General features: G+C 37.2%; 23 protein-coding genes and 3 pseudogenes. 12 read left to right on the top strand and 14 right to left on the bottom strand.

Annotation, left to right across the window (positions count from 1 at the left end):
* Positions 1 to 51: 51 nt before the first annotated feature.
* From WOCAOBSORBRA_RS06560 to WOCAOBSORBRA_RS00185, 6 genes and pseudogenes are all read right to left on the bottom strand, one after another.
* A pseudogene (locus WOCAOBSORBRA_RS06560) lies at positions 52 to 386 on the bottom strand (IS630 transposase-related protein).
* Positions 376 to 1,692, bottom strand: a complete 1,317-nt coding sequence (locus WOCAOBSORBRA_RS00205; protein WP_246165585.1) for a hypothetical protein — start codon at positions 1,690 to 1,692, stop codon at positions 376 to 378. The pseudogene WOCAOBSORBRA_RS06560 and the gene WOCAOBSORBRA_RS00205 overlap by 11 nt, the downstream one beginning before the upstream one ends.
* Positions 1,689 to 1,874 (bottom strand): hypothetical protein, encoded by a 186-nt coding sequence (locus WOCAOBSORBRA_RS00200; protein WP_174515644.1) that lies wholly within the window; start codon positions 1,872 to 1,874, stop codon positions 1,689 to 1,691. The genes WOCAOBSORBRA_RS00205 and WOCAOBSORBRA_RS00200 overlap by 4 nt, the downstream gene beginning before the upstream one ends.
* Positions 1,875 to 1,878: 4 nt before the next feature.
* Positions 1,879 to 3,057 (bottom strand): hypothetical protein, encoded by a 1,179-nt coding sequence (locus WOCAOBSORBRA_RS00195; RefSeq protein ID WP_174515643.1) that lies wholly within the window; start codon positions 3,055 to 3,057, stop codon positions 1,879 to 1,881.
* Positions 3,058 to 3,070: 13 nt separating this feature from the next.
* Positions 3,071 to 4,993, bottom strand: a complete 1,923-nt coding sequence (locus WOCAOBSORBRA_RS00190; RefSeq protein WP_174515642.1) for a DUF4815 domain-containing protein — start codon at positions 4,991 to 4,993, stop codon at positions 3,071 to 3,073.
* 15 nt (positions 4,994 to 5,008) lie between these two features.
* Positions 5,009 to 5,647 (bottom strand): hypothetical protein, encoded by a 639-nt coding sequence (locus WOCAOBSORBRA_RS00185; protein WP_174515641.1) that lies wholly within the window; start codon positions 5,645 to 5,647, stop codon positions 5,009 to 5,011.
* 245 nt (positions 5,648 to 5,892) lie between these two features.
* On the opposite strand from WOCAOBSORBRA_RS00185, the gene WOCAOBSORBRA_RS00180 reads away from it, so the two are divergent.
* Positions 5,893 to 6,222 (top strand): hypothetical protein, encoded by a 330-nt coding sequence (locus tag WOCAOBSORBRA_RS00180; RefSeq protein ID WP_174515640.1) that lies wholly within the window; start codon positions 5,893 to 5,895, stop codon positions 6,220 to 6,222.
* Positions 6,223 to 6,245: 23 nt separating this feature from the next.
* On the opposite strand, the pseudogene WOCAOBSORBRA_RS00175 reads toward WOCAOBSORBRA_RS00180, so the two are convergent.
* The 7 genes and pseudogenes from WOCAOBSORBRA_RS00175 to WOCAOBSORBRA_RS00145 all read right to left on the bottom strand — a co-directional run.
* Positions 6,246 to 7,268, bottom strand: a pseudogene (locus WOCAOBSORBRA_RS00175) (AAA family ATPase); the annotation flags it as partial.
* A 608-nt stretch (positions 7,269 to 7,876) separates the two neighbouring features.
* Positions 7,877 to 9,976: an AAA family ATPase gene (locus tag WOCAOBSORBRA_RS00170; RefSeq protein ID WP_174515638.1), complete on the bottom strand. Its 2,100-nt coding sequence runs from the start codon at positions 9,974 to 9,976 to the stop codon at positions 7,877 to 7,879.
* Positions 9,977 to 10,003: 27 nt separating this feature from the next.
* The gene (locus WOCAOBSORBRA_RS00165; protein ID WP_174515637.1) at positions 10,004 to 11,254 is read right to left on the bottom strand and encodes an AAA family ATPase; all 1,251 of its coding nucleotides are present in this window, start codon (positions 11,252 to 11,254) and stop codon (positions 10,004 to 10,006) included.
* Positions 11,251 to 11,736 (bottom strand): hypothetical protein, encoded by a 486-nt coding sequence (locus WOCAOBSORBRA_RS00160; protein WP_174515636.1) that lies wholly within the window; start codon positions 11,734 to 11,736, stop codon positions 11,251 to 11,253. Before WOCAOBSORBRA_RS00160 ends, WOCAOBSORBRA_RS00165 begins: the two co-directional genes overlap by 4 nt.
* A 34-nt stretch (positions 11,737 to 11,770) precedes the next feature.
* Positions 11,771 to 12,586: an AAA family ATPase gene (locus tag WOCAOBSORBRA_RS00155; protein ID WP_174515635.1), complete on the bottom strand. Its 816-nt coding sequence runs from the start codon at positions 12,584 to 12,586 to the stop codon at positions 11,771 to 11,773.
* A gap of 12 nt (positions 12,587 to 12,598) precedes the next feature.
* Positions 12,599 to 13,405, bottom strand: a complete 807-nt coding sequence (locus WOCAOBSORBRA_RS00150; RefSeq protein WP_174515634.1) for an ATP-binding protein — start codon at positions 13,403 to 13,405, stop codon at positions 12,599 to 12,601.
* 80 nt (positions 13,406 to 13,485) lie between these two features.
* Positions 13,486 to 13,977 carry an RNA polymerase sigma factor gene (locus tag WOCAOBSORBRA_RS00145; protein ID WP_174515633.1) on the bottom strand — a complete coding sequence of 164 codons (492 nt, stop codon included), beginning with the start codon at positions 13,975 to 13,977 and terminating at the stop codon, positions 13,486 to 13,488.
* A 1,043-nt stretch (positions 13,978 to 15,020) separates the two neighbouring features.
* On the opposite strand from WOCAOBSORBRA_RS00145, the gene WOCAOBSORBRA_RS06385 reads away from it, so the two are divergent.
* A complete protein-coding gene (locus WOCAOBSORBRA_RS06385; protein ID WP_281346854.1) occupies positions 15,021 to 15,155 on the top strand; it encodes a hypothetical protein in 135 nt (44 codons plus the stop codon).
* A gap of 206 nt (positions 15,156 to 15,361) precedes the next feature.
* Here WOCAOBSORBRA_RS06385 and WOCAOBSORBRA_RS00140 read toward each other — a convergent pair whose 3' ends face one another.
* The gene (locus WOCAOBSORBRA_RS00140; RefSeq protein WP_174515632.1) at positions 15,362 to 16,366 is read right to left on the bottom strand and encodes a virulence RhuM family protein; all 1,005 of its coding nucleotides are present in this window, start codon (positions 16,364 to 16,366) and stop codon (positions 15,362 to 15,364) included.
* Between the two features lie 372 nt (positions 16,367 to 16,738).
* Here WOCAOBSORBRA_RS00140 and WOCAOBSORBRA_RS00135 point away from each other — a divergent pair, with 372 nt between their 5' ends.
* From WOCAOBSORBRA_RS00135 to WOCAOBSORBRA_RS00090, 10 genes and pseudogenes are all read left to right on the top strand, one after another.
* A complete protein-coding gene (locus tag WOCAOBSORBRA_RS00135; protein WP_174515631.1) occupies positions 16,739 to 17,254 on the top strand; it encodes a crossover junction endodeoxyribonuclease RuvC in 516 nt (171 codons plus the stop codon).
* 131 nt (positions 17,255 to 17,385) lie between these two features.
* Positions 17,386 to 18,622: pseudogene (locus WOCAOBSORBRA_RS00130) on the top strand (DNA modification methylase).
* Positions 18,623 to 18,629: 7 nt separating this feature from the next.
* The gene (locus WOCAOBSORBRA_RS00125) at positions 18,630 to 19,112 is read left to right on the top strand and encodes a MarR family transcriptional regulator (RefSeq protein WP_174515630.1); all 483 of its coding nucleotides are present in this window, start codon (positions 18,630 to 18,632) and stop codon (positions 19,110 to 19,112) included.
* Positions 19,113 to 19,232: 120 nt separating this feature from the next.
* Complete coding sequence (locus WOCAOBSORBRA_RS00120; protein ID WP_174515629.1) at positions 19,233 to 21,053, top strand: phage terminase large subunit family protein; 1,821 nt, start codon at positions 19,233 to 19,235, stop codon at positions 21,051 to 21,053.
* Entirely contained in the window at positions 21,053 to 21,277 is a 225-nt protein-coding gene (locus WOCAOBSORBRA_RS00115) for a gpW family head-tail joining protein (protein ID WP_174515628.1), read from the top strand. The genes WOCAOBSORBRA_RS00120 and WOCAOBSORBRA_RS00115 overlap by 1 nt, the downstream gene beginning before the upstream one ends.
* Positions 21,274 to 21,972: a glycoside hydrolase family 25 protein gene (locus tag WOCAOBSORBRA_RS00110; protein WP_174515627.1), complete on the top strand. Its 699-nt coding sequence runs from the start codon at positions 21,274 to 21,276 to the stop codon at positions 21,970 to 21,972. Before WOCAOBSORBRA_RS00115 ends, WOCAOBSORBRA_RS00110 begins: the two co-directional genes overlap by 4 nt.
* A complete protein-coding gene (locus tag WOCAOBSORBRA_RS00105; protein ID WP_174515647.1) occupies positions 21,972 to 23,393 on the top strand; it encodes a phage portal protein in 1,422 nt (473 codons plus the stop codon). Before WOCAOBSORBRA_RS00110 ends, WOCAOBSORBRA_RS00105 begins: the two co-directional genes overlap by 1 nt.
* Before the next feature lie 65 nt (positions 23,394 to 23,458).
* Complete coding sequence (locus WOCAOBSORBRA_RS00100; protein WP_174515626.1) at positions 23,459 to 24,547, top strand: S49 family peptidase; 1,089 nt, start codon at positions 23,459 to 23,461, stop codon at positions 24,545 to 24,547.
* A gap of 112 nt (positions 24,548 to 24,659) precedes the next feature.
* On the top strand, positions 24,660 to 26,123 hold the full coding sequence (locus WOCAOBSORBRA_RS00095) for an AAA family ATPase (RefSeq protein ID WP_246165584.1): 1,464 nt from the start codon (positions 24,660 to 24,662) through the stop codon (positions 26,121 to 26,123).
* A gap of 66 nt (positions 26,124 to 26,189) precedes the next feature.
* Complete coding sequence (locus WOCAOBSORBRA_RS00090; protein WP_174515624.1) at positions 26,190 to 26,561, top strand: head decoration protein; 372 nt, start codon at positions 26,190 to 26,192, stop codon at positions 26,559 to 26,561.
* The last annotated feature ends 1 nt before the right edge of the window (position 26,562 follow it).

The raw sequence follows: 26,562 nt of genomic DNA, 5'->3' as shown, positions 1-26,562 counted from the left end.
TATAAGATGCTGGAATGGTCTATTTTTGAGATTTTATCGGTAAATCGCTGCCTATCTTCTTGATTGCGCTCTTGATATAGTGTAACTTTTTTTTAAAGTAATTCTTAGCTGTTTCAGCCTATACCAAATTGAATTTATTCCAAATCCAAGATTTTGTTTCATCTCTGCCAGCGTATGATCTGGATTCTTTTTAACATATTCTTCGAGTATTTTTGGGTCTATTTTTCGAATAAAGCTGCCGTTTTTCGATGGCCTTAGGCTTTCTTTCTTAACCAGCGGTACAGAGTTGCTATTCCTATCTCCAAAAGCTCTGCCACCTCAACCTTTGACTTCCCTTTTTCTATCATCGATACTGCCCTTTCCCTTAAATCCACACTATACGCCATTATAACTCAAATAGCTTATTATACCTTTATCATTTACTTTGGGAAGTACTATAGTTGAACTTGTGTATTGGTAAACATTTTTCCATGTTATTCTTGAAACTCTTGATTTATTATAATTGGTATTATCTGGCGTTCCTACAAATGCTCCTGCTCCTTCATACCCTGAACTCCAAAAAGATGTACCAACAAAGTTTAATGTTCTTGTTATATCACTACTTGTGGTGTTTTTTACAAATATTACTCCAAGTGCAGCATACGGGTAGTAATATATCTGATTACGACTCGTGGAGTCACTGCTTGTATATGACTCTCCGTAAATAAATGTTCCTTTATTTCCCTCTATAAAACTGAGTTGTCTTGGCCGATAAAAACTAACGTAACTTGTATCGTATGTATGGCTACCTGCTAGTAGTTGCAACATATAGTCGGTTTTTGTTATATCGCTGCTCCATTGACCTAATTCAGTTGTGAAAGCTCCGTCACCATAGTAATTATTTTTTCTACTGAGCACACCAAACAAGAAAGGTAATGACCCTGGTTCAACCATATTCCTCTTTTTCACTTCTCTCATAATTGATGAACTGCTAGGCACATCATTGATGGAGTTAAATTTGGTTGTGAGTGTTCTTAGCTGATTTTCCCTAATTTTTATCTCGTTTGTAAGGGATGCTTTTAATTGCTCATCTCGAGTTTCTATTTCTCCTATAATTGATGAGCCAGGTGGTACATTATTAATAGCACGAAAATCTTCTACTAAACCTTTAAGACCATCTTTATGACTGTTGCTAATACTGTTTATTGCCGCAATATTCGCATCCTTTCTCGTGTCAAGTAGTGATACATATGAATCTGATGACGTTTTTAAAGTATCCAAGGTATTAGTTTTTAGCGTATTGATCTCATTTACAGACTTTGTCTTTGCTACAGTTATCGCCGATATTGAATTTGTCTTGTTGGTGTTTATATCATTCAAGTGCGATCTTGCAGCGTTTAGGAGTTCTTTCAACTTTTCATCTGTCATGTATACAATTTCAGACACTGCACTTTTGTCGACTATTGATTCCAATGCTTTAGCAAGATATGCTAGTTGATCTGGTGTACTATTTGCTGCTAAATCCTTAAGTCTCTTTTGTAGTGCATCAATTATCCCTTTTACCTCAGTCATCTGCACAATGTTAACGTTGGAAATAACTTTTTTATCTATTATCAATTCCAATGACTTAGCAAGATACGCCAGTTGATCAGGTGTGCTATTTGCTGCTAAATCCTTTATCCTTTGGTGTAATGCTTCTATTGCTTCTTTCATTCCCAAAAATTCAAAAAAGTTTCAAATCTAAATCTTTTAAAATTATTTTTTAGTTCATCTTCTCTTTCACTCATATCTTCATCTATCTTTTCTATGGCTCTGCGAATACGTACTACATCTTCTACCGCAATGTTCTCTGGATGCGGCAAAGGATATCCACGCCTCGTTTCATCATTTGGCATTGATTTATGTGATAATCACTCTTAAATTTTTCACTCTTGGACGATAGACAACCGTTCCACTCAAGACTAATTTTACCCTTGTCTCACTGGCATTAAAGTTCGTCAGTACATGGACTCTCTCTACCCAATTTTCTCCAATCGGCTTCCCCGATGTTAAATTTACTAATTGCCATTCTCCCATGTTTTTCTCTACATAAGCTTTAACGTCTGCAGTACCAGATATCAGCGCATCGTAGGTAATTGTTATCTTAGTGTTGGATCCTGCTGTAATGCTCCTCGTGACATAATCTCCTTCTTCCCCCATATTCCCTAGAACTAACTGCAAACCTGGATAAAGTACTGGACTTCTTTTTTTCCCACCTTTTAGGTTTGCTTTTACTGTTAGCTCTCCAGATAGTCTTTCACGCAGTGCGAGCGGCAAATTATCCGACAGAAAATTTTCTTTGCCCTCCTCATCTGTTAAGATAAATTCTACATTGGTATCAAAACCTACTTTTTCTACGTTGGTTAGAGCGATTAAGTCTGATGTATTATTTACAGTAACTTTGCCAAGATCTATAACGTGAGAACTTTCAGTGAACTTTGCTGCTAAAAGTCGAAAAGTAAGGTCAAAATTCTGATGCGGTGTCCAGGTACTTGCATTGCTCGATGACAGTAATACTCCTACTTGATATGGTTGACTCGTTACCCATCTGCTGTTTACTGCATCATATTTGCCAAGTTCTGCTACTTTGACCGCATTTTCCCCGTCATCGGTAAGTAAAACTATTGCATATTCCTGCCCTCCATGGCAAAATACTGGTGACCAAGTTATACGTGTTGCTGTGCCATCAGTATTGATCTTAGTTGGCTCGATGGAATTTTCAGCAATAACTGTTTGCGAGGGCACTCCAACTGTTGTTTCCCTAATCTGCACAACAACACGTTTTTTGCCGCTATTTGTAAACCATAACTCTACACCTCCTATATGCCTACTCTCATCCAAGGTAAATGTCTGTGCTAAAGGATCAACACGTTTGCTGGCAAAAACTCTTCTTCGCTCTTCTATGGTAATAGTTTTTTTACCAGTATACGTTGCTTCTCCATAGCTTCCCTTATCCCCGTAAAATTGCACTAATTTAGTACCGGCTGGAATATTTGCTGGGATTTTTATTTTTCCACTTATTCGTCCTTGATTGTTCACTTTTTTTCTACTTTTAATTTAAGGGTTGAATGCTGATGCCATCGAATTTTATTTCTTTAAGTTTCTCACCGACCGAAAATCCTTCGATCTCAAAACCTTGTACTGCTTCTCTCATAAATTCAGCTTCATACGTACTACTTGACAATAGCTCTGTTGTTTCTCTAGTATTAAATTCTCTTGTCACTGGACTTGACCAATTTGTTTTTACCTCTGTCCAGTGATCGATGTTTTTGTTCATGGTAACTTTTGCTGGTACTGGATCAAAAGCCTGATAAGGATTAATTTTTTCACTTTTAGTCTGTAAAAGCTGCTCCAATACTGGCTCAAGTTCATACGGCAAAAGATATGGTTTTTTCCCCTTTTCAACGTCAGCAACTTCTACATCAATCGGCAAAATTAGTTCCTTGTTTACAATTGCTGCAGTTTGGGAAATACCCTGATCACGCATATCATCATCAAAGAAGGGATCAACAAATACTCCTTTTTTGGCTGTCGGATCCCTTGAATTTGCATCATTACGCAGACGTTCTTCGGCAACTAATGCATAAAGATCATTTATTCCTTTTTTCATTGCTTCCAATTCGTTCATCGGTACAGCATGGATAGCATTATTCACTATCTTTATTTTCCACTCTTCCCCTTTTTTCCACGTCTGATGAATATAGCAAAGCAGCAATTGTCCGCTAGGGGCTTTAGGCATCGATGGTCGCCATGGATGAGCAATTCCTTTTATTCTTCTTACCACTCCTTTTGCATCTAGAGTGATTAAATCAAAGCGGGGCATTTTCCAAGTGTAATCAACTGAAACTAAACTGCCATCAACCGCCCCCTTTATTTTACATCCTTGTTCATCCACATCTTCAGGGCTTACATGAGTGCGACAGCGATAGGTTATCAGGTAACTACTCCCTGGAGCTGGCTCTTTCCCTGGTAATGACCAATCAATGTTTCCTCCACTGAGCTTGTAATCTGCACTATTTTCATAGATTACATCACCTTGCTTAACTTGAATAATCTCCTGAACTGCAGAGTCAGGTATCGGATCAACAACTCCAGAGTATGAACCGTGAGTAACGGTAATTGTCTTCTGAACAGTTATATCTATCCTTTTTATCTCACTAACCGGAAAATCATGAACTTTAAGTTCCATTACTCTTTGGCTATTTGGCTGAAAGGTGTGAAATTCTGATTTAACTGCTTTTATATCTGGATCTTCATCAAAATACACTCGAATACTGTGAGGTAACTGAGTCTCATAGCCATCAACATGAGCTTTTCCCTCATTAATCACAAATACTTGTGCCCCTCTTTCTCCCTCTTCCCTCTGCAAAAACATTACTTCTAGGCCATTTACTACGTAAGATCCATTTGCCTCCTTGTCATAACGGGCAAGTGCAGTGGTTACTATGTTTGCTTGTGGTGGCGGCGAATGTTCTATTAATACTCCGTTTTCAATATTGTAAATTGGATAAAATTCCCCATTTGCAGAGTTAACAGTAACACTCTCTGCTTGATAACCCCAAATAATCGTTGCTTTAAGTCTTGCTGCCCCTACTTCTTGGTAATTACGCGTACCAACCGCAGGATCACGAAGATTTTCATCCTCAAGTTCTGTAATGGTTGATTCTACATAATAAACACCTATGCGAACTATAGTATTAAGTGGAATAGTAAATTTTTCTTTTTCGACTTTTCTAACTGCTCCACGAAGATAGATTTTTCCTGCTTCAAGTGTAACTTTTTCCCCATCTATGATACAATCGCTTCCTGCTATAACATCACCATCGCGGAATATCGCATCTCCTATGCCTTTGAGCCTCAAAAGAGCGTAATCTTGAATCTCATTTAATTCTGCTGACTGCAAACCTCTTCCTGCTAAGAATAAACTTTTCTCGTATTCTTTGTCAGAGCGATTATAATAGCTATTTAAAGTCATCTTTTTCCCCTTTTGCTAAAATGTAACGACAAAGGCAAAGGTCTCTCTTGTGGCAGCAGTTCTGATAAGTGGTACCGTGTGTTCTAAAACTAACAAAATTCCCGGGTCTTCTATATCTTGTGGTTCAAAATATCTCTGTCCAGGCGGTAATTCTTTTTTCACTTTTGTACCAACCATAACCCCGAGTTCCCTTATCACTTGATTTGCTGCGTCCGTGAAATCGAAAGTGAATTTAAGGTAGAGATTGTTGGTTGGTACAGTAGAAGGCTTAAACCTGCCTGTCGGAGTCAAAAGTTCTCCATCCTCATCACCAACACGACGTCCAACTTCCTTGAGTAATGTTGTAGAAGTAATGAGTTCTGCTGGTGTATCTTGAGTATACTCTATGGTAACTGCACTATTCTCTACAATAGAGCTGTTTTCTATGTGCTGAATAACCCCAGTATTGCTATCAACTGTATAGTCTGTACTCGGCTGATAAGCTGTAACAACCTTCACATCTTTGACGGGATGGTAATTAAGTTTATCATCGGTGAAAGAAATTTTTTCGACTCTATGGCTACTTCCCCAACCACTCCCCCAAGCAAGATGTATCGGTTGCTCTTTTATACTTGCTGCTATTGCTGCTCTTCCTGATTGTGTAAGAATTGACATTTGAAAGTTTGACTCCTGTATTATATATATACGTAGTAATTTCAAAATTCGTCCAAAAAATTTTCACTTTTTATTGAAAACGTGCTATAATGCGCTTGTTTAACATGATAAATTAATAAACGTTGCAAACTCCGTCTACTAAGCTATCTCAGCCTAGGATACTGTATTTACATATTAGGGGTAACGCAATCTATATAAATAATGTCGAAATTGTCAGTAAGCACTCAGCAGCACGTCTTAATATCATGCATGTTTTATTAGCTCAGTTTTGGCAGAATTTTAAAGATGGGCTGCCTGCAGAAAAATATAAGTTCCTTAATATCACTCAACTAGCAGAACGTTTGGGTTTGAATCCGGAAATTCACAACTTAGAACACAAAATCAGAAAATCACTAAACAGAATGATCAAAGCAATAAAGGAAAAATTATTTGAAGAGCTTGGGCTTGATTGCAAAGACGTCATTGAGAGTATTGGCTGGCCAGGATATTCTGACAAAGGGCATGGTTATCGTCTTAATCCCTTTATACTTTCTTTAGGTGCTACTAAACCTCAAGTTCTTGATTTCATAGAATAAACTTCTTGCTAGCACCTTTAACTTTAAAAGAATTGAGGTTTCAATGTTATTGGAGAATGAAGCTCGAGCTCAGCACCTAGCTTAAATTTACCTTCACCTCTTGCAAAAGGACCAGTTGGTACATCAAGCCATTTATCTTCTTTTGAGTTTGCAGCCATACCTTTCACTACCTTATGTTCGTTTAATAAAATCTGTACTAAGTGCTCAAGCCTGTGCCTACTGATATTATGAAATATAGCTGATAATCTGTGCCTTTGTTTAAATATTCCTGCTCCACCTGTATGGGTAAATGGATGTCCTTCTTGTGCTGAAATTGTAATAGCTTGCGTAAGTATCTTTTTTAAGTATTCATCAGACAATTCACTAAGCTTTAGCTGCTCAGATATATCTTCAAGTAAGCCAATTGGCGAACGTAAGTAAGTTCTTATGCTCCTGTCCGATGGCCCATTGGATTTAACTATAGCTCCTTGATAAATTGCATTGTTAACTTTTGCGACTTTCAGATCATTAAATACTGAATTCTGACATTCCATGGATGCAGGCCATAATGCAAAAGAACACCTAACTCCGTCAACAAGTGCAGTAGTTCCTCTTATTGCCTCTCTTGCTTGTTCTACAGTTAGTATAGGTTTTTCTCCTTTTGGCTTTCTCATATGGTGAGCAGTAACAATTGAAGCTCCAGTACTATTTGCTAGATCAGACAATAGACACATCAGATAATCCCCTACAGATGGATCAGCATTTATATCTGCATGGATAAATGAAGCAAGTGGATCAAATACTATCAATTTCAGATCTTTAATTTCCTCGAGCTGTTTTATTACAGATTCGAATTCAGGAGAAACTTCGACGATTTTACCACGAACATTTCTGAGTATTGTAAGTGATCCTCTGACGTTTGGCAGTGGCACAATAAATAATTTATCTTTATGTTTTAACCTTTCACACTTAGGGTCAAGTCGTTCTAAGCGGCGGTGTATCTCACTTGCATCATCTTCTGCTGAAAAAATCACTACTGATCCATGCTCAGTAACCAAAGCTGCATAGTTGATCAAGTGAGTTTTCTAAATAAGACCTTCATACAAATTTTTTCTTTACAATGAATGAAAATGATGTTAAACTTACATGTAAGTTTACTTGCACCAATGGAATACCTTTTATTTGCCTTTTAAAGGGTGTTACAAGCGTTAGTTAGGTCAGGGTGGTTATTTCATCCTCAGATCATAGAATCGTCTTAAAACGCAATTATGGACCATTTGTTTTTCACTGCCTTTACTTTATATTTTTATTATAGGTTGCAACTCCATAGACAAAGCAAAATTATGAAAGGACCTCAAAAAATGTCAAGTTGGTAGTCTTTCACTTAACTGATATATACTATGTATAATAGCATAGTATATATTTATATATATATAGATTTTTGCCAATTAGCCAACTTCCCCAAACCTGCTATAGAAGAGGACTTCAAGTGCGCTATTCTAGTTGGCAATTGTCTTCTGATACGCTGCCAACTTCCAACTTGTTTTAGAATAAGCTACTGATCTTCTTGTGCTTTTATTATCTTATAATTGGCAGATTGGTAAATTCTTGTCTTCCAACTTGACTCCTGCCATCTTGTCTTCCAACTTGACTCCTGCCATCTTGTTTTGCCATCTTAAAACCACATCCAAATGTCTGGGTTTTCAACTGGCATAAGTACTCCATTAGTTGGTGATAGGTAATAACCGGGCTTTATGGATATGTATTGATCTTCAGATACTTTAAGCTCCATATCTTCAACACATAAATAACCATATTTTGATTTAGTACTTAATAGTTCACATTCGGGGCTTTTTCTAAAGAATTTTATTTTGCCAGTAGTTGCAAGATGGCCAATTCTTTCACGAATGCTACGTTCACTTCCAAGGCCTAATTTCCCTTCAAAATACTTAGCAAAGTGTGCTGCAGTATAAACCTTACCTATATATGCTTCGCTGGCAATTAATTCTAAAATAACATCATGCCTTCTTATGCGTTCCAAATCTAGTTTTTTACTGTAACTATCTCTTACTATTCTTTCTGAATCGAAGCTTACATCATATTGTATAAATGATCCATTTTGCCAATGAAATGAAATTTTATCTTGTTCAGATGCAGAATAATTGGACTTCTTACGGCAAAGAATACGCTCATTGTAAGAAGCGTCAGCCCTGTCAGGTCTTGATAAATACCACCTGGATCGTACAGAATTATTCCATGCTGTTGAACCTCCTGTACCTGTTTTACGTACTATCCCTGAATCAGAAGGATGAGCACATAACAAGACAGCCCCTTGTGTTGCTTTTGCTATGCGTCCACAACAGTTTTGAATAAATTGTCTTACATGAGAACGATCATTTTCATTCCCTCCAAATAGATCTGCTGCTGTATCCAAAACCACTAACTTCGGTTGAAATGATTCAATATCTTCAAGTAGTTCTTGAAAATAAGGAGTTAATTGACCTGCACTTTTGTTATTGAAAACCATGAGTAGATTATCTTCCCCCACTCGAGATGATAAGCGAATGTTATTAAGAAAATCAGGAGATTTCATATCTAATTGATAAAATTCATTAATTGCACATTGCCTGCGCCAAAGTTCTTCTTCATCGTCTTCACAGAACACACCGTACGTCTTTATTTGTTCTAGATCTATTCCAAGCCAAGGTTTACCAGCAGCAGCGGCTGTCATTAGTTGTTGAGCAAGGAGAGATTTTCCAACACCACCATCACCGTAAAGAGCTGTAACACTTCCCACAGGGAGCCAATCCTTAATAATCCATTTTCTCTCTGGAGCAGTGTTGGTCCAAGCTGTAGTATCAATTGTTTTTGACTTTCTAGGGCTTTTGTTGTTAAGGATAAATTCTTCAACGTTTATTCCTTCTAACACACCATCTGCAGCATCCCAACCTTTTGGTTTATCTTGTGGAATCTTAAGAGTGGTAAGCGATGCAACTCCCAGTTCCAAAAGCTTTTTTTCAGCACTTTTAGCGTATTTATTACCTGCTTCATCATTATCTGGCCAAATAATTATATGTTTACCTTTAAGTGGAGTCCAACTTGTTTTATCAATTGGTGCGTTTGCTCCTGACATAGCTGTTGTTGCAGTAATGCCTTGTTCTATGAGCGCTTCAGCACATTTTTCTCCTTCAACTAGAACAACTTTGTCAAATTTTAAAATGCCCGGGATGTTATATAGAGGTCTTATCTCTGGTGCACCATAGCTGGATGTTTTAACATTAAAGGGACGAAATTCTTTTCCTTCAGGAGGGTCATAACGGTAAACTATAACAATAACTTGGTTGTTTTCATCGTAATAATTCCAGCTACAAGTCATGTACTGTTCTAGATCTTTGATACTCTTTTTTTCTCTAGTGTGTTGTTTGCCAAGCCATTCACTTATAGAAGCCATTACTTCAGAAAACTCTGTCCTCGCATTCTTCCCATGTACGGCTGCCCAGAGATCGATAATGTCACCACGGTCCCCAGTCGCGAAATCATTCCATAAGCCGGCTTTACTGCCACTTAGTTCTACTCTTAAACTTTTTCCTCTATTACCCCAGACATCGCCTACTTGAAACTCATTTTTGCAAAAAGTGCCATTAGGTAGTAAGTACGAAAGACAAGATCTGATGTTTTGTAAAAGCTGAGTTTTAAGCTCTTCTTTTTCAATCAATGGTTTGTAATGCCCGTTTTTCTGTAATGCAGCAGTGTTAAAATCGCAATAGATATCCATAAAAATTCCTTAACAATTTCAACTTTGCTATGCTATAGCCACAACCTTAGAAGCTTTCCAACATCCGTTAGCTCTGCTAATGAATTTTGCTGGTATAGGTTTTCCGTTTCCAAGTTCATACGCTATCTGCAGGATATTTTTACGTCTGTTAGGTTGAAACATTACTATACCAGATGTATAGAGGCTCCTTAATGCATGAGCTCCAACCAAAGCTTGAAATGGGTTTTTTTCCAGCGTAGCTGTGGATACTTTTTTAGTGTGATGGGTCATGATTATTCCCACTGCTGGGTTAGTTGCAGAGCGTAATTTTTCAATCCCATTTTGCAAAAGAGAAAGTGGCATCAGATGCGTCGTAAGAGAGTCTATTGCAATAAGATCAACCATCTTTGTACCAAAGTCTTTCACGATGATGTCTTTGATCCTCTTCACTCCTTCATCATTCAACGTTATCTTGATTTCTGAAGTAATAACCAGGTTTTCTTTTACCAAACTCATAAGCTCTTTGAGTTCCTGCACGCGCCTTCTTATGCCGTCATATCCCATTTCGTCCTGTAGATAGAGTATCCTAAGCGGTCTTGTAGGTGTCATCTTAAGAAATGGTACTCCTGATGCCATATGTGCTAATAAAGAAAGCAGAAAACTACTTTTTCCAACCTTTGGAGTACCACCTATAACTAAAAGTCCACCTGGTGTTAGAATTCTTGGTCCTATGACATCTTTTGGCATTGGAGATTGGTCGCTTAAATACTGTCCTACAGAAAACGCCTTTTCCCCTTTTTTTATTGCCCCCTTTGCTTCTTTATTTTGTAATTTCTCAGTATGCTTACTTTCAGTATTTAACCACTCCTTGGCAGAATCTATATTACCTTTGATTAAAGTCCAAAGATCAATAATGTCACCACTAGCCCCTGTGGTAAAATTACGCCAATTACCGGCTTTTTTACCTACTATTTTAACCATAATGGTATCTCCATTTAAGCTGCCAACATAAGTCTTCTCCTGATGAAATTTGCCATCTGGAATTAGATGAGACACACATTCCTTAATATTATCAATTAATGACACCTTTATTTCCTTTTTAGACATGAAACCTCCATAACCTAACAACATGTTTTTCATACGTTTAGAGCTGAGATTAGCTAGCTCACAAACGGTTTCAAAAGACTCCGAATCAAACCATTCAATTGCTTCTTTTTTTAGCTCTGCATTTTTTCCTGCTGCATCTTTGATAGCTCTCTTAATGACAGCAATCCAGAGCTTTTCCTCGTCGTACTTCAAAACGGTACCCAATCGTTTTCAGTATTTTGAAGTTGCTCTACTGTAGCAATCTTGTTCTTTTCCCCATACCGATCAGCTTCAATACCTACCTTTGCTCTGAATTCTAAACCATTTAAATCTGCAATAGAGTTCAGCTTACGAGCAAGAGTTGCCTTTTCTGAATTATCATGTGGATGAATATTGCGTGCTGACTCCAAAATGCTTCGAATCATAGAACGACCAATTTCTCCCCAAACGTCCTCTGCGCCTTCTGCTTTGCCGCTTTTTATCCCAATTGCTTGATAAATCTTTTGCCTTGCATATGGCCCTTCAATGACGGTAAATTCTGCATTTAAATAAATGCTACCGGTAGTGGGACTTTTGGTGAACCAACATTCATAACCTCCAGGTTTAATAGCCATTTTGACTTTTACCGTTGTACCTTTAGGTATTAAATTACTTTGCGACTTTGCAGTGTTAAAATCAGTTAAATTCTGTAACATAAATACTCCCATAATAAAGTTGAAAAAGAATCAGCTATTCCATTAACTGCCAGCGACCATCTATCTTATCAACAGTCTTGCGCAGAATATGTTTTCCATTGCGTAACTCAAAAACTATTTGACATGCGGTTTTTTCTTTTCCGTTTTCTTCTCTGTTTTCTTCATCCTTTCGGAACATCACCATTCCTGTAGTGTAAAACCCTCTTAAAGACCCAGCACCGCTTAAACCTTGAAATGGATCCTCTTCTAGCATTTTCTTAGGTAATTTTTTCGTATGATGGGTCAAAATTATTCCAGAATCTGGATTGATAACGTTTCTCAGTTTTTCAAGTGTTTTTTGTAGAAAGAACAACATAGCGCTGTTATCGTTCTCATTACCTGAATTAAAGATATTTCGTAGAGGATCTATGGCGATAATATCTGGCTTGAAACTTTTTTCCTCCAGAGAGTTTTTTATTTCATCTATCTCTTCACTACTAAACGATAGTTGTACTCTTGGCGTGATCATGAAGTTGTTTGCACCAATATCCAAAAGCTCTTTATCAAGTTTTAACTCTTGTAGACGCTCTTTTAAATATCCATTATCAATTTCAGTCTGCAGACAGAGAACTTTCATAGGCTGACTGGGAATCATACCCAGAAATGAAACGCCAGCAGCCATGTACATTAACCACGAAATTAGAAAATCGCTTTTACCAATTTTAGGAGGGCCACCAAATACCAACAAACCCCTTGGAGTTAATATCCTCGGGTAGATGATGTCTTCTGGTACTGGTGTTGGGTCACTCAAATATTCTTTTACGCTGAAAAAAGGGATTCTTTGACCAATAGTGAAAATGTTTTGTAGCATAGTTATTCTCCATTAAGCAGCAGTAGAAAAGGCTTTGGCTTTGATTTTCGTAAGTAATTTTCCCAGATGCGGCTCTTCAACCATATCAAGGCAACCACTTCGATCTTTAGCGGGATATCCCCAAGGATTAAGGGTATGACAAACAAAAGAACGTACTTCTTTCCCTTCATTATTTTTTAGTCCAACCATACTGATCATTTCATCAACAATTCCAGGAATTTCGTTAGTAGTTTTGTTACCTTCACACTGTAGAGTCCAAATTTGACGATTGAATTCATCTAGAGATTTTCCAAGAGTAGCAGTCAAAATAATATCCTTGTCTTTTATGTGTTGGAGTTGAATTAACCAACCTATCATTTCTTGAGCAAGTTTACCAAATGCCGCCCATTCATTTGCCTTTCCTGTTTTTTCAGAGAAAACATCTGGATGTAACTGTGCCCATGCCAAACATAGTCTTGAAGCAGCTGTCATACTGTCGAAAAAAATGCATTGATATTGGGACAGTTTTTGAGAAAGCTCTTTCTCTTTATTGAATGCATACTCATAGTGTTTCTGGCTATATGCTTGATCAGCTCTGACAGCAGGATTAGGTCCACCAAGAAGACAAGCTATATCACGTATATCGTTCCAAGTTTCAATCTCAATGGACCCTCCATCCCAATCCTTAACGGAGCCAAGACCCTCTTCGATATCAAGACAAAGTGTTGGTTTATCTATAGTCTTAAGCAGACTAGTTTTGCCAATACCAGCAGGACCAATTATCACTGCTGTTATGCCTGCTTGTGTTTTCAGTCGTTCATCTCTATCGATTATTTTCATTTTTCTCCTGGACCCAGATATATATACGTAATGACCTATGCAATTCGTCCAAAATTTGCAAAAAAAAGTTTAAGTAAATCTCATTTTAGAGATAAAAATTTATCGCGTATTTGCCTTAAAATGTTGTAGACAGTTGTTTTTGGTATGCCTGTTATTTTGGAAACTTCAGTAATAGTAAAAACCTTAAGCAGCTCACATAAATCTCTATGAGACTTTGGTAGTTTTGAAATTATATTTTTTACATCAATGTATACCATCATATCACTTTCAAGGTATTTGCAATCTGGTATATCATCATCAATACCAAAGTCTATCTGATGTTTAGCACGTAGTTGACTACGCAAGAGGTCACGTGCACGATATTTGGTTAAATTGGCAACAAAAGTATTAAAACTACTTCTTGTTTCGTCATATCGATTAAGGTCAGGCCAAACCTCACAAAAAAGTTCTAATTCTATATCTTCAAGACTTTCATGAATAAAGCACCCCACATGATTAAGACAATTAGCATAATACTTTATATATTTAACAATTATAGGATCAATACCTGAAAAAGAGTTCCTTGATTGCATAAAAACCTCCAATAATTAAAGGTTTATTACTAATTGCCTTCCTAAGACTCTGCAGAATTTAAATAAGAGAGATTTATCTATTATGAAAAATTAAATAAGACAGTTCTAACTTTATTAATAAACTAAATAAGACAGTTCTAACTTTATTAATAAATGAAATAAGACTTCTCTAAAATTAAATAAGACAGCAACTTCAGAAGACAAGGAACGCTTTAGCTAAAATTTGATTTCCGGTTTTGTAAAGTTTCATGATTTCCAGCGAATTATCTAAATTTGGAAACGTAAAATATACTGCAGCTAAGTTATTGAAGTTCTATGCTTTTTGCTTGCTTTATGTGCAAAAATCTTGCGTTTCCATTCTTAAAAATTTAGAAAATTGGAAGGGGGTGAAACCCGCTATACTGGCTGATTTCCAATTTCCGAGAACCTTATATATTATATAATATATGTAAATATTATATATACATATATTATAAATAATAATAAAATAGTAAGAATAGAAAATAATAAAATGCTAAGCAAAAAAACTATAAGAGAACTTTCAGAAAAGAATAAATGCCCGTAATTGCGTTTTTAAGCGATTCTGTGATCTTAGGGTACAATTCCACCTTGACCTAAGTTGCTCATGTAGGATAGCTTAAAACTCGATTACGAGGCATTTCTAAATCATTTTTTACTTCAAACTTTTATTTATTACAAAAAACCCTACGGTTATGCTTTTTGTTAGTTGCAAAGAAAATTTTTCAAACCTAAAGAACAAATGGTTAGTAGACTTTTTGAAACGTTATTTTTGCAATAGCCAACTTATGTCACTTATACTATAAGAAGGATAACAAAATGCTCCTACCCTTTAAAACGCTTTAGAAGGTCCTTACAACACTATTTGTAATTTAGATATAAAAGTTTCGTCTTTTTTAAATTAACACGTGTAGCCCCCTTTAAAACGCAAATAAAAGGCATCTTTAGTAATCTAACTATTGCAGAATAAACTTACTATTAAGTTTAGCACATTTTTTACACTTTGCAAAGAAAAATTAAAAAAATTGAACAGTTTTCGTAATTTCGGTATAGCAAAGGACCAATGGATGGCAGTAGAACAACTTTTGTTTAAAACAACTGCTACTGCCATAGAAGAAGAAACAACAGATGAGAAGCTATTGGAGCGATATAGCTCGTAAAATTTGATTGCCGCTTAAAATGGAGACAAAGAGCAAAATTTACGTCTCCAACAGAAAAGCTTCTTTTGTAGTAGTCAAAAAAAGCAGAGATATAGGGCTCTCTCAAGGGAGGGGACAATTTTTCACCCCCCTTGAAATTAAAACAAGAGGTGGTAAACAAGATGTCAAACACAGATAACTCAACTACAAGCTGGTTTTTGTTGTAGTTAGACAGTTATTTTCTCACTTTCTTTACTTGCTTTAATCAATTCATCAAAATCAGATTCATGTAATTTGTCCTGTATAACTCTGTACTTTTCGTATTCTCCTTCAGCTAGGGCTTTTGCAACTTCAGTACTAACTTTACCGGCATCTTTAAGTACTTCATAATCATTGAACAATAAAAATGCATCCAATTTTTCAACCCAGTCCTGCATTTTCATCAGCCGATTCTTTTTTGCTTGAAGTTCTGCATAATCTAGATACATCGAAACAATGTGGTTTAGTTCACTTAGTTCTTCTTCGGTTAAGTAATTTTTCGCAATACTTACATCACTCTTGTGAATTTTTTTACCTGGACCATCTTTCCATGTAGTTAGCCCCATATGTGGTTTTTCGTGATCAACTCGAGAACATATCAACTCTGCTGCAGTTAAACCATAAATTGCCCAATATAATTTATTTTGTACTTTTGCGTAAAATTGTCTTGTTATATCCGAATTTGGATCATAATCTGCAGAGCATTCAGCATAAATATCTGTAATCTTCTGGTAAAATCTACGTTCGGATGCTCGTATTTCCCTGATTTTTTCAAGTAATTCATTGAAGTAATCTTTGCCAAATTTTTCTCCGTTTTTTAATCGTTCACTATTTAATGCAAATCCTTTGATGATAAAATCCCTCAAAACTTTTGTAGCCCATACTCTGAAAGATGTTGCTTTTTTAGAATTAACTCGATAACCAACAGCTATAATTGTATCTAAATTGTAAAGTTGTGTTGGGTAATTTTTACCATCTGCAGCGGTTACCTCAAAAGTGGAAACAACTTCTTTTTCCTGTAATTCACCAGATTCAAATATGTTCTTGATATGCTTACTAATAGCAGGCAGCTGTACATCAAATAATTCAGCCATCTTTTTTTGCGTAAGCCAAAGATTTTCATTTTTGCATAAAACTTCAATTTCTATATTTCCACCTGGAGTAGTATAAAATACGACTTTACTTTCATCCATTATCTATCTCCTATAACTTTACAAACAAACCATTGCTATAAACCTACCATCAATAAAGTTTACATGTAAGAAATTTAACCAATTAATTGTCTCTACTGCAACCAAATTCTTTAAAACGTTTTAGAGGATTGTTGTAGCGTTATTAGTGATGTGGATAGGAAGATAGCATCTTTATCAAAAACCCATGTAATCTCTTTAAAATACCAGTAAACAGTTATTTCCAAAATGGAAACAACTCAAATAGCGAAGAAGCTGCTGTAAAAGATATAGCTGGTTTTCAAAGCTCTTTAATTCCTTAGCTGCCTTAAAATTATTTCAACTTTTTTTCACATTTTTTGGACGAATTTCTGAGAATTTACGTATATATATTACATGCATATATTTGCTCACACCATATCTCTAGATAAAAATTTCCAGTTACTAACACTCGACCTCGGCAAACAAACCGGCTGGGCAATTCTCAAAGACGGAGTAATTCAAAGTGGGAGTGAAAGTTTTCATGGTAGCCGTTTCAGCGGAGGTGGAATGCACTTCTTAAATTTTCGTAGGTGGCTCAATGAGATGAGGGAAAGATTTTCAGATATTGAAGCAGTGTATTTTGAAGAAGTAAGAAGACACCTTGGAACTGATGCTGCTCATTGCTACGGAGGCTTTCTAGCTCATTTAACAGCTTGGTGCGAGGAAAACAATATACCTTATCAAGGTGTACCTGTCAAGACGATAAAACGCTTTATCACCGGTAAGGGTAATGCAAATAAAAGTGAAGTTATTGAAGCTGTAAGGGGCAAAGGTTTTTTCCCTCAAGACGATAATGAAGCTGATGCTTTGGCATTGATGTTCTATGTTAACAATTTTAGTAAAGATTTTAATATGCTAAACATCCCATAGAAAGTGGGTCCTTCCCGCCAGCCAGGCTGATTTGGGAGCGAAACCCCGGGCCCTCTCTAGCGTCAGACGTATTTTGATTATTAACTTTTTAACAAGTTATTAAGAATTTAAACATAACAACTATTAGGAATATGAACTTAGCAATACACTACTATCCTATTGAAAATCTTGTCGAATATGAGCGTAATCCTCGCAAGAACGACGATGTAGTAAACAGAATGTGTGCTTCAATCCGGGAGTTTGGTTTTCGTATTCCAATAGTTGCAAAAAGCGATGGCACTGTAGTTGATGGTCATTTAAGGCTTAAAGCAGCAAGAAAACTGGGTATGGAGAGTATTCCAGTGGTGCTCAGTGATAACTTAAGTGAAGCCCAAACCAAATTTTCGGTTACTAGCAAATCAATCAGCTAACTGGGCAAAGTGGGACGATGATCTTTTGAAGTTGGAAATTCAAGAGTTAGAAGATTTGCAGTTTGACCTTAAAATGACCGGATTTGAGCTAGAAAAAGTCCAACGCTTTCTTGATAATCTTGATGGAAGGGAAGAACAAGGGGAAAAGGGAGAAAAATTTTCTGATTTAGCTGGTGATGACAAAAAAGTGGAAATAACAAAACCAGGGGATCTGTGGATTTTAGGTGGTCATCGAATCTACTGTGGTGATAGTTGTCTGGTTGAATCATTTAAAGCGGTACTGGACGATAAAATGGCAGATATTACCGTGTGTGACCCTCCGTATAACGTAGCATATGGTGACAGTCAGGAAAGAGAAGACAAAAAAATACTAAACGATGATCAAGGTGAAAATTACGAATTGTTCCTTTATGACATTTGTACTCATGTTTTAGCATACACCAAAGGGGCAATTTACATTTGTGCATCATCATCTGAGCTTTCGACCTTGCAGAAGGTATTTGAAGAAGCAGGGGGAAGATGGTCGACATTCATCATTTGGGCAAAGAATCATTTTACGCTAGGAAGATCTGATTATCAAAGACAATACGAAGCAATACTCTACGGGTGGAAAAACAGCAATAAACGTGAGTGGCATGGGGGACGTAATCAGAGTGATCTCTGGTTTTACGATAAGCCAACATACAACTCACTGCATCCAACGATGAAACCAGTGGAGTTAATGGAGAGAGCGATAGTAAACAGCAGTAGACCAGGGGACATAGTTCTTGATCCATTTAGCGGGTCTGGAAGTACATTGATTGCATGTGAGAGGACAGGAAGAATATGCAGAACAATAGAACTTGATTCCGCCTTTGTAGATGTAACGATAAAGCGTTGGCAGGTGTATACGGGAAGAGAAGCGATACTTTCGGATACTGGCAAGACTTTCGCACAAATTCAAGAAGAAAAACGGTAAAAAAGGGGTGAAAGAGGGAAAAATAACGCAGACGGAATGGGCAAGAGAACTAGGAGTTTCAAAGCAATACGTCTGCTACTTAGTAAAGAAAGGAATCGTTGAATTGGAGGATGGTTTGATTGACCGAGAACAAGCAAATGAAGCGGTGGCAGCAATACGAGATCCAAGTCAACCACTGAGGAGAAAAAATCCAGAAGAAGGTAGTAAACTTTCCACGATGTTGCTTAAAACCCGAATTAAAAACGAGATGGAACGGGGAAAACTGCTTGAGGCAAAAGCAAAAGCTGAAATTGGTGAACTTATCTCAGTAGAAGAAGTAAAGGCTGAAGCATTTAATGTTGCAAGAGTGGTTCGTAACAATCTTTTGAATATCCCAGACAGAGTATCAGCATTACTGGCATCGATGAATGACACAGAGAAGATCCATGAGACACTGACTGAGGAAATCAGAACAGCTTTAGAAGAGTTAGTGGAAAATACATTTCAATGATACTAAGGAAGCACTTGATAGGTTTAATAAACATATTAGTTGCAATACTGATTTTAAGTAAGGCATCAGCGTGCAGACAAAAAATACCATTTTCCCTTAAAAGTACAACAATTGCAGCAAATGATCTATAGTAGTAGTTTCTATGCAGGATTAAGGCCAGATCTACCGCTAAAAGTATCAGAGTGGGCAGATAGAAATCGTCAACTTTCGACGATAGCATCATCAGAACCAGGAAAATGGAGAACAGAGAGAACACCCTACCTTAGAGAAATAATGGATTCACTTTCCTCGTCTTCACCGGCTGAAAAAGTGGTATTCATGAAAGGAGCACAAATTGGCGGAACAGAAGCTGGGAATAACTGGATAGGATATATAATCGACCAAACACCAGGCCCTATGCTGGTAGTACAGCCAACAGTAGAAATGGGCAAGCGTTGGTCAAAGGGAAGATTTGCGCCGCTCATTGAAGATACGCCATGTTTAAGGAGTAAAATAAAAGATCCAAGGTCGAGAGATTCAGGCAACACTGTACAAAGTAAGGAATTTCCGGGAGGAACGGTAGTAGTAACAGGTGCCAACAGTCCAGTGGGTCTGCGCTCTATGCCGGTAAAATATCTTTTTCTTGATGAAGTAGATGCATATCCAGGAGATTCAGGAGGAGAAGGTGACCCAGTACTACTCAGTATAGCCCGAACTAATACTTTTGCTCGTCGAAAGATTTTTTTGGTATCGACACCGACGGTTCATGGAATAAGCAGAATAGAGAAGGAATTTGAGAATTCAGACAAACGATACTTTTTTGTACCTTGTCCACATTGTGATCACTATCAGGTGCTGAAATGGCCACAGATAAAGTGGAAAGATAAAGATCCCTCAACAGCCCACTACGTTTGCATAGAGTGTAGGGGAGAAATAAAAAATCATCAGAAAACAGAGATGTTAGCTAGAGGTGAATGGAGGCCTACTAATCCAATAAAAGGTGAAAAAAAAGGATTCCACCTTTCAAGCTTGTATAGCCCAGTTGGTTGGTATAGTTGGAAACAAGCAGTGGAAGATTATCTGCATGCAAAGGAAAATGAACAATTACTAAAAGTTTGGATAAATACAACACTCGGAGAAACCTGGGTAGATAAGGGAGAAGTACCAGACTGGAAGCAACTATTTGAGCGTCGAGAAAATTTTCCGATAGGCATGGTGCCAAAAGGTGGAAAAATAGTGTTAACGGCAGGGGTTGATGTACAAAAAGATCGGTTAGAGGCGGAAATTGTAGCATGGGGAAAAAATCGAGAAAGTTGGTCAATAGACTACCAGGTATTAGAAGGTGATACTGGAAGTGGAGAAGTATGGGGAAAACTGTCAGAGCTTTTGAATCATCATTTTATCGGTGAAAATGGTCTTGAATACATGATAAGCATGATGGCGGTAGATGCTGGGTATGCAACACAAGAGGTATACAACTGGGTAAGAGGTCACCAAGGCTCTGGAAGAGTAATGGCAGTAAAAGGGGCAAACAAAGCGCTAGTGCCACTTAGCAGCCCAAGTAGAGTAGATGTAACAGTTAGCGGACAAAAGCTAAAGAGAGGAATGAAGCTGTGGCCAGTTGGGGTATCGATATTAAAGTCCGAGCTTTTCCAATTACTTAATGTTTTAACAGAAGGGGCGCCGGGGTATTGTCATTTTCCCGAATATCCACCTGAATATTTTAAGCAACTTACTGCAGAACAACTAATTACCAAGGTAGTAAAAGGGTATACCAAACAAGAGTGGCAAAAGATAAGGGATCGAAATGAAGTACTAGATTGCAGAGTTTATGCAAGAGCAGCATCGATAGCACTGGGAATAGATAGATGGCCAGAGAGTAAGTGGGAAAGTTTAGTAGGTGAAAAAACTAAAAAGTCAAAAAGAGTGAGAAGAAGTCAATGGTTGAATGAGAAAAGTTGATGTATAGCCAAGAATATTTAGATCAAGTAGAAGAAGCGATAAAGAAGCTACAGAGCGGGAAACGGGTAGTATCGATTGCATATGGCGATCACGTGGTTAGGTACGGAGAAGTGCAGATAAATGACCTCTTGAGCTTAAGACAACGCATTAAATCTGAATTGAAAGTCGCAGGTGTGAAGCCGAAGAGAAAGATTGTTATTGCAACTAGTAAAGGAGTTATATGAGAAGTTATATGGTGGAAAATGAGTATCCGGACTTTTTAGAGCATTTAAAGTATATTATAGCCACAGGTAATATGGCATCAGGAAAGTTTATAAATGCAATAGTAGACCTCTCGCATTGGGATAGGAACATAGATTTTAAATTAGCAAAAGAAGATGGGATATTAGGCGTAATTCACAAAGCCACCCAGGGGGTAGAGTACGTAGATCCTGAATATGCAAAAAGGAGAAAAACCGCTGAGGAAGAAGAAATTCTCTGGGGAGCATACCATTTTGGTGTCGGGGAAAAAAGCGGCAAAGACCAAGCTGATCATTTTTTAGAGACAATTGGCGATAGTTCAAGTATATTGCTAGCCCTCGACATTGAAGAAAATAAAGATGGAAAAAGTATAACAGCAAAACAAGCGGAAGACTTTGTTAATCGAGTTTATGTAGTAACGGGACGTTTGCCGTTAATTTATGGCAGTCCTTATTTTCTGAAAGATTTTGCAACGCCGATTTTAACTGAATGCCCACTATGGTTATCAAAATGGGGAGCAGAGCCAACATTACCAATAGGATGGAAAAAATGGACTTTATGGCAGTATACCGATGGTAAAACAGGTCCTAAACCAAATTCAGTAGAAGGAATAGGCTCATGTGATAGAAATAAATTCAACGGAACATTAGAAGAATTAAAAGATTTTTGGATATCATGATGTTATTGAAATCATTCAAACAATTATTTCGGAAACCAACAAAACCAAAAAGTTCAGCATGGGATGCGTCAGGCTCAGGAAGGAGATCATTGCACTTTCAACCAGAGACAGGAAGTATAAATAGCTTACTCTCGCATAGTCTTGAAACTTTACGAAGTCGGTCACGTGACATGGTAAGAAAGAACTCCTATGCGGCAAACATCATCGATACGATAGTGAGTAATTGCGTTGGGACAGGAATAAAACCGCAGTCAAAGGCGAAAGATGCAGAATTTCGGAAAAAAGTGCAAGAATTATGGCTGAGATGGACAGATGAAGCAGACAGTAGCGGAGTAAGTGATTTTTATGGATTACAAGCTTTGGTTTGTAGGAGCATGATAGAAGGAGGAGAATGTTTTGTAAGACTTCGAACAAGAAAACGAGAAGATGGTCTTTGTGTGCCGTTGCAACTGCAAGTACTTGAATCAGAGCATTTAGACAATAAGAGCAATCAAACCCTTGCCAATGGTAATGTAATAAGAAACGGCATTGAATTTAACCGATTGGGGCAAAGAGAGGCGTATTACCTTTTTCGAGAGCACCCTGGTGAAGGATCATTTGGAGAATCAGTTAGAGTGCCAGCAAACGATGTTTTACATATCTATAGACCACTAAGACCTGGGCAGATTCGAGGAGTACCGTGGTTGTCCAGTGTACTGTTAAAGCTCTATGAACTTGATCAATATGACGATGCAGAATTAGTACGAAAAAAGACAGCAGCAATGTTTGCAGGGTTTATTACCAGACTTGATCCTGAAGCGAACATCATGGGAGAAGGAGAGAGTAATGAACATGGAGTAGCGCTGTCTGGCTTAGAACCTGGGACTATGCAATTACTTGATCCCGGAGAAGATATTAAGTTCTCGGAACCATCAGACGTTGGGGGAAGTTATGAAGCATTCATGAAACAGCAACTCAGGGCAATAGCAGTAGGCACAGGGATAACTTACGAGCAGCTAACAGGAGATTTAAGTGGTGTCAATTATTCATCAATAAGAGCTGGGTTAATAGAGTTTCGTAGGAAGTGCGCGATGTTACAGCATAACGTGGTAGTATTTCAGCTTTGCCGGCCAGTATGGGATAGGTGGCTAGAATTAGCACTACTCTCTGGAGAACTGGACATAGGTGAAAATTGGGCAAAAGAAACAGCAAAAGAGGTAAAATGGATACCGCAAGGGTGTGCTTACGTAGATCCGCTAAAAGACCAGCAAGCACAGCAAATGGCGGTAAGGAATGGGTTTAAGAGCAGGTCAGAAGTAGTTTCAGAGCTAGGTTACGATATAGAAGAAATCGACCAAGAAATTGCTGAAGATCAAAGACGTGCAAGTGAACTGGGCTTAAATTTTGATTCTGATGTGAATTCTAATGCTGAAATGATATAAAATTCTATTTCTATGACAAATGGGTTTTTATTGCCCCAGACACAAATAAAAAATTTTAAAAACATATGACGACACAAATAAATTGGATGAATAAGCCGATGATGATAGAGCAAAGAAGCTTTGATTTATTGTCATTACATGCAGAGAAGCATCCAACGTTTAAAAATATAAAACATGCAGTAAGAAATAGTGAAAGGGGAATAAAAGTAATACCAATATATGGAATCTTGACGAAGAAGTCAGAGGCTTTTGATGATGTGTTGGGGATGACATCGTATGAGAAGATACGTGAAGAGATAGAAGAAGCTTTAATAGATGAAGAAGTAGAAACAATAATTTTGGATATAGACAGCCCTGGAGGAGAAGTGAACGGTTTATTCGACCTTGCTGATTTTATCTACAGTGCCAGGGAAAGTGGAAAAAAGAGGATAATAGCGATAGCAAATGATGATGCATATTCTGCGGCGTATGCGATAGCGTCAAGTGCTGAAAAAGTATTGGTAACGAGAACTTCAGGAGTGGGAAGCATAGGAGTAATAGCAAGTCATATAGATCAAAGTGGGTTTGATGAAAAACAGGGGATAAAATATACCACAGTGTTTGCAGGAAAGAGAAAAAACGATTTAAATCCGCATGAGCCAATAACATCAGAAAGTCTGGAAAGCTTACAAGAGGAAGTAGACCGACTATATGAGATGTTTGTCGAACTTGTAGCAAGAAATAGGAATCTTTCCACGGAAACAATCAAATCAACGGAAGCAGGGCTATATTTTGGTGAGAAAGCAATAGAGATAGGTCTTGCTGATGAGGTAATAACATATTCTGAATTTATTAATAATCATAGGAGTTTTAGTATGACAAAAGAACAAGCAATAGATATTGATGATCTAATTGAGCAAGGAAGATGTTTAGGGTACGAGAGCTGCCGTAAAGAAGTATTAGAGGTGATAAGATTATGTAATTTATCAAAGATGCCAGAAAAGATAGGAGAATTTATCGAGCAGAATGTAAATGCCAAACAAGCCCAAGAGATATTGATGTCGATACTAGCAGAGAGAACAAAGAAGACAGAGATTTTGAGTACAATACCGCAAAGTACACCGGAAGACTTGATGATGCAGGTAGCGAAAAGTCGAGCAAAATCGGGCATTTGATGGTAGCCTACTCTTAACCGCGGTATATAATGCTAACATACGCCGCGGTAAAATAAAGTTGATCATCTTATAACCGCGGTATATAATGCTAACATACGCCGCGGTAAATTGTATGAGTGAACCAATAATTGGTAGAGAAAAAGAAACAGCGATTCTAGAAAATAAGCTTCTTTCCCAATCAGCCGAGTTTATCGCAGTGTATGGTCGACGTCGTGTAGGAAAAATATACTTAATAAAACAATTTTTTAGCAAGCGAGATGTAGTGCTATTTGAGCAGACAGGCCTTAACAAAGGTAAATTAAAGGCGCAGCTTGAGATCTTCGTAGAATCATTGTCTAGAGCTTTTTACAATGGCATAAGAATGGCTGTACCTAAAAACTGGATGGATGCGTTACATCAATTAACTCTTTCGATTGATATATACAGAGATAAACAAGTTGTGATATTTTTTGATGAGTTGCCATGGCTTGCTGCAAGAAAATCTGGATTCTTAGTAGCACTAGAACACTTTTGGAATGTATATTGGACATACCGGAAAAAACTTATATTGGTTGTTTGTGGTTCAGCAGCTTCTTGGATGTTAGAAAATTTAATATATAATAAAGGAGGATTACATAATCGTATTACTGCAAGAATAGGATTACAGCCTTTTAACTTACGTGAAACTAAAAAGTATTTAAGATATTTAGGAGTCAATCTTAACCATCAGCAGATATTACAGATCTATATGGCAATGGGAGGAATACCACATTACCTAAAAGAAATAAGTAAAGGATTATCAGCGACACAAAATATTAATGAGATCTGCTTTCAGAAGGAAGGTTTGTTATTTGATGAATTTGATATGCTATTCCACTCTTTGTATGAAGAACCAGAGACATATATAAATATTATTCGCACGATTGCAAAAAAGCCAAAAGGAATCAGCAGAAAAGAACTGATAAAAGCAACAAAAATCACTGAAGGAGGGTACTTAACCACAAAACTAAGGAGTTTAGAAGAAGCGGGATTTATAGGAGATTTTTTACCACTGAATAAAGCAACAAGAGGAGCATATTACAGGGTAATGGACGAATATGTGTTATTTTATCTAACGTGGATTGAACCATTCAGAGAAGTAATGAAAAAGGCAATAACAAGTGATGTTCATTATTGGGAGTTAGCAATAAAAAAACCAGCTTGGCTAACATGGACAGGACAAGCATTTGAAGCAGTGTGTTTTAAACATGCCAATACGATTAGAAGAAAATTAAATATAGAGCATATGGGGTTTATATGTGGAGATTGGCAATATCACTCAGGGAAAAACAGTAAAGAAAGTGGTGCTCAGATAGACTTGGTATTTGATCGAGAGGATGGATGTACGACACTTTGTGAAATAAAATACAGTGATAAGCCTTATACGATAACAAAAGAATATATAGAACAATTAAGAAAAAAAGAGGCAATTTATAAAGAAAAAACTAGGTCAAAGAAACAAATATTTTGGGTACTTATTGCTGCAAACGGAGCAACTGAAAATCAGTACTTGAAAGATATAATCAATAATGTGATCACGTTAGAAGACTTATTTTAATTTAATATCGAAATTTCAGAAAAACTTACACAGCTTTTTTTGAGTAACAAATATAGGAGGGAAAAAATGACAAGTATAACAGAAGGAAATAATTTAGGCGATCTTCTGAAATATGAAGTGTCTAATCTATATTCAAGAGACCAAATAACAGTAGCAAAGGGGCAAAACCTAAAGCTAGGTACGGTTGTTGGTTGTGATACTAAAGACGGTCTAATTAAGTCCTTAAATCCAACAGCTACAGACGGCACGCAAACAGCAATAGGTGTAATAACAAGTGATGTAAACGCAACAGAAACCACCAAAGCAGTAATCATTACACGTATTGCGATGCTAGCAGATCATGCAGTGGTGTGGCCAGCAAATATCACTGAGGAGCAAAAAGCTGCAGCAATAAAGCAACTTGACGCACGGGGCATCATCATTCGTAAGGGAGTTTAAC

The sequence above is a fragment of the Wolbachia endosymbiont of Cardiocondyla obscurior genome (assembly GCF_902713635.1).
Classification (GTDB): Bacteria; Pseudomonadota; Alphaproteobacteria; order Rickettsiales; family Anaplasmataceae; genus Wolbachia; species Wolbachia pipientis.
This window is presented reverse-complemented; position numbering and strand designations above follow the sequence as displayed.

What these genes read in the sequence shown, in the direction of transcription:
- WOCAOBSORBRA_RS00100 (WP_174515626.1), top strand. Translation starts at nt 23,459, where the DNA reads ATGACGACACAAATAAATTGGATGAATAAGCCGATGATGATAGAGCAA.
- WOCAOBSORBRA_RS00140 (WP_174515632.1), bottom strand. Translation starts at nt 16,366, where the DNA reads ATGGATGAAAGTAAAGTCGTATTTTATACTACTCCAGGTGGAAATATA.
- WOCAOBSORBRA_RS00115 (WP_174515628.1), top strand. Translation starts at nt 21,053, where the DNA reads ATGTATAGCCAAGAATATTTAGATCAAGTAGAAGAAGCGATAAAGAAG.
- WOCAOBSORBRA_RS00205 (WP_246165585.1), bottom strand. Translation starts at nt 1,692, where the DNA reads ATGAAAGAAGCAATAGAAGCATTACACCAAAGGATAAAGGATTTAGCA.
- WOCAOBSORBRA_RS00180 (WP_174515640.1), top strand. Translation starts at nt 5,893, where the DNA reads ATGCATGTTTTATTAGCTCAGTTTTGGCAGAATTTTAAAGATGGGCTG.
- WOCAOBSORBRA_RS00150 (WP_174515634.1), bottom strand. Translation starts at nt 13,405, where the DNA reads ATGAAAATAATCGATAGAGATGAACGACTGAAAACACAAGCAGGCATA.
- WOCAOBSORBRA_RS00155 (WP_174515635.1), bottom strand. Translation starts at nt 12,586, where the DNA reads ATGCTACAAAACATTTTCACTATTGGTCAAAGAATCCCTTTTTTCAGC.
- WOCAOBSORBRA_RS00190 (WP_174515642.1), bottom strand. Translation starts at nt 4,993, where the DNA reads ATGACTTTAAATAGCTATTATAATCGCTCTGACAAAGAATACGAGAAA.
- WOCAOBSORBRA_RS00135 (WP_174515631.1), top strand. Translation starts at nt 16,739, where the DNA reads ATGCATATATTTGCTCACACCATATCTCTAGATAAAAATTTCCAGTTA.
- WOCAOBSORBRA_RS00120 (WP_174515629.1), top strand. Translation starts at nt 19,233, where the DNA reads ATGATCTATAGTAGTAGTTTCTATGCAGGATTAAGGCCAGATCTACCG.
- WOCAOBSORBRA_RS00160 (WP_174515636.1), bottom strand. Translation starts at nt 11,736, where the DNA reads ATGTTACAGAATTTAACTGATTTTAACACTGCAAAGTCGCAAAGTAAT.
- WOCAOBSORBRA_RS00145 (WP_174515633.1), bottom strand. Translation starts at nt 13,977, where the DNA reads ATGCAATCAAGGAACTCTTTTTCAGGTATTGATCCTATAATTGTTAAA.
- WOCAOBSORBRA_RS00105 (WP_174515647.1), top strand. Translation starts at nt 21,972, where the DNA reads ATGTTATTGAAATCATTCAAACAATTATTTCGGAAACCAACAAAACCA.
- WOCAOBSORBRA_RS00110 (WP_174515627.1), top strand. Translation starts at nt 21,274, where the DNA reads ATGAGAAGTTATATGGTGGAAAATGAGTATCCGGACTTTTTAGAGCAT.
- WOCAOBSORBRA_RS00200 (WP_174515644.1), bottom strand. Translation starts at nt 1,874, where the DNA reads ATGCCAAATGATGAAACGAGGCGTGGATATCCTTTGCCGCATCCAGAG.
- WOCAOBSORBRA_RS00185 (WP_174515641.1), bottom strand. Translation starts at nt 5,647, where the DNA reads ATGTCAATTCTTACACAATCAGGAAGAGCAGCAATAGCAGCAAGTATA.
- WOCAOBSORBRA_RS00095 (WP_246165584.1), top strand. Translation starts at nt 24,660, where the DNA reads ATGAGTGAACCAATAATTGGTAGAGAAAAAGAAACAGCGATTCTAGAA.
- WOCAOBSORBRA_RS00170 (WP_174515638.1), bottom strand. Translation starts at nt 9,976, where the DNA reads ATGGATATCTATTGCGATTTTAACACTGCTGCATTACAGAAAAACGGG.
- WOCAOBSORBRA_RS00090 (WP_174515624.1), top strand. Translation starts at nt 26,190, where the DNA reads ATGACAAGTATAACAGAAGGAAATAATTTAGGCGATCTTCTGAAATAT.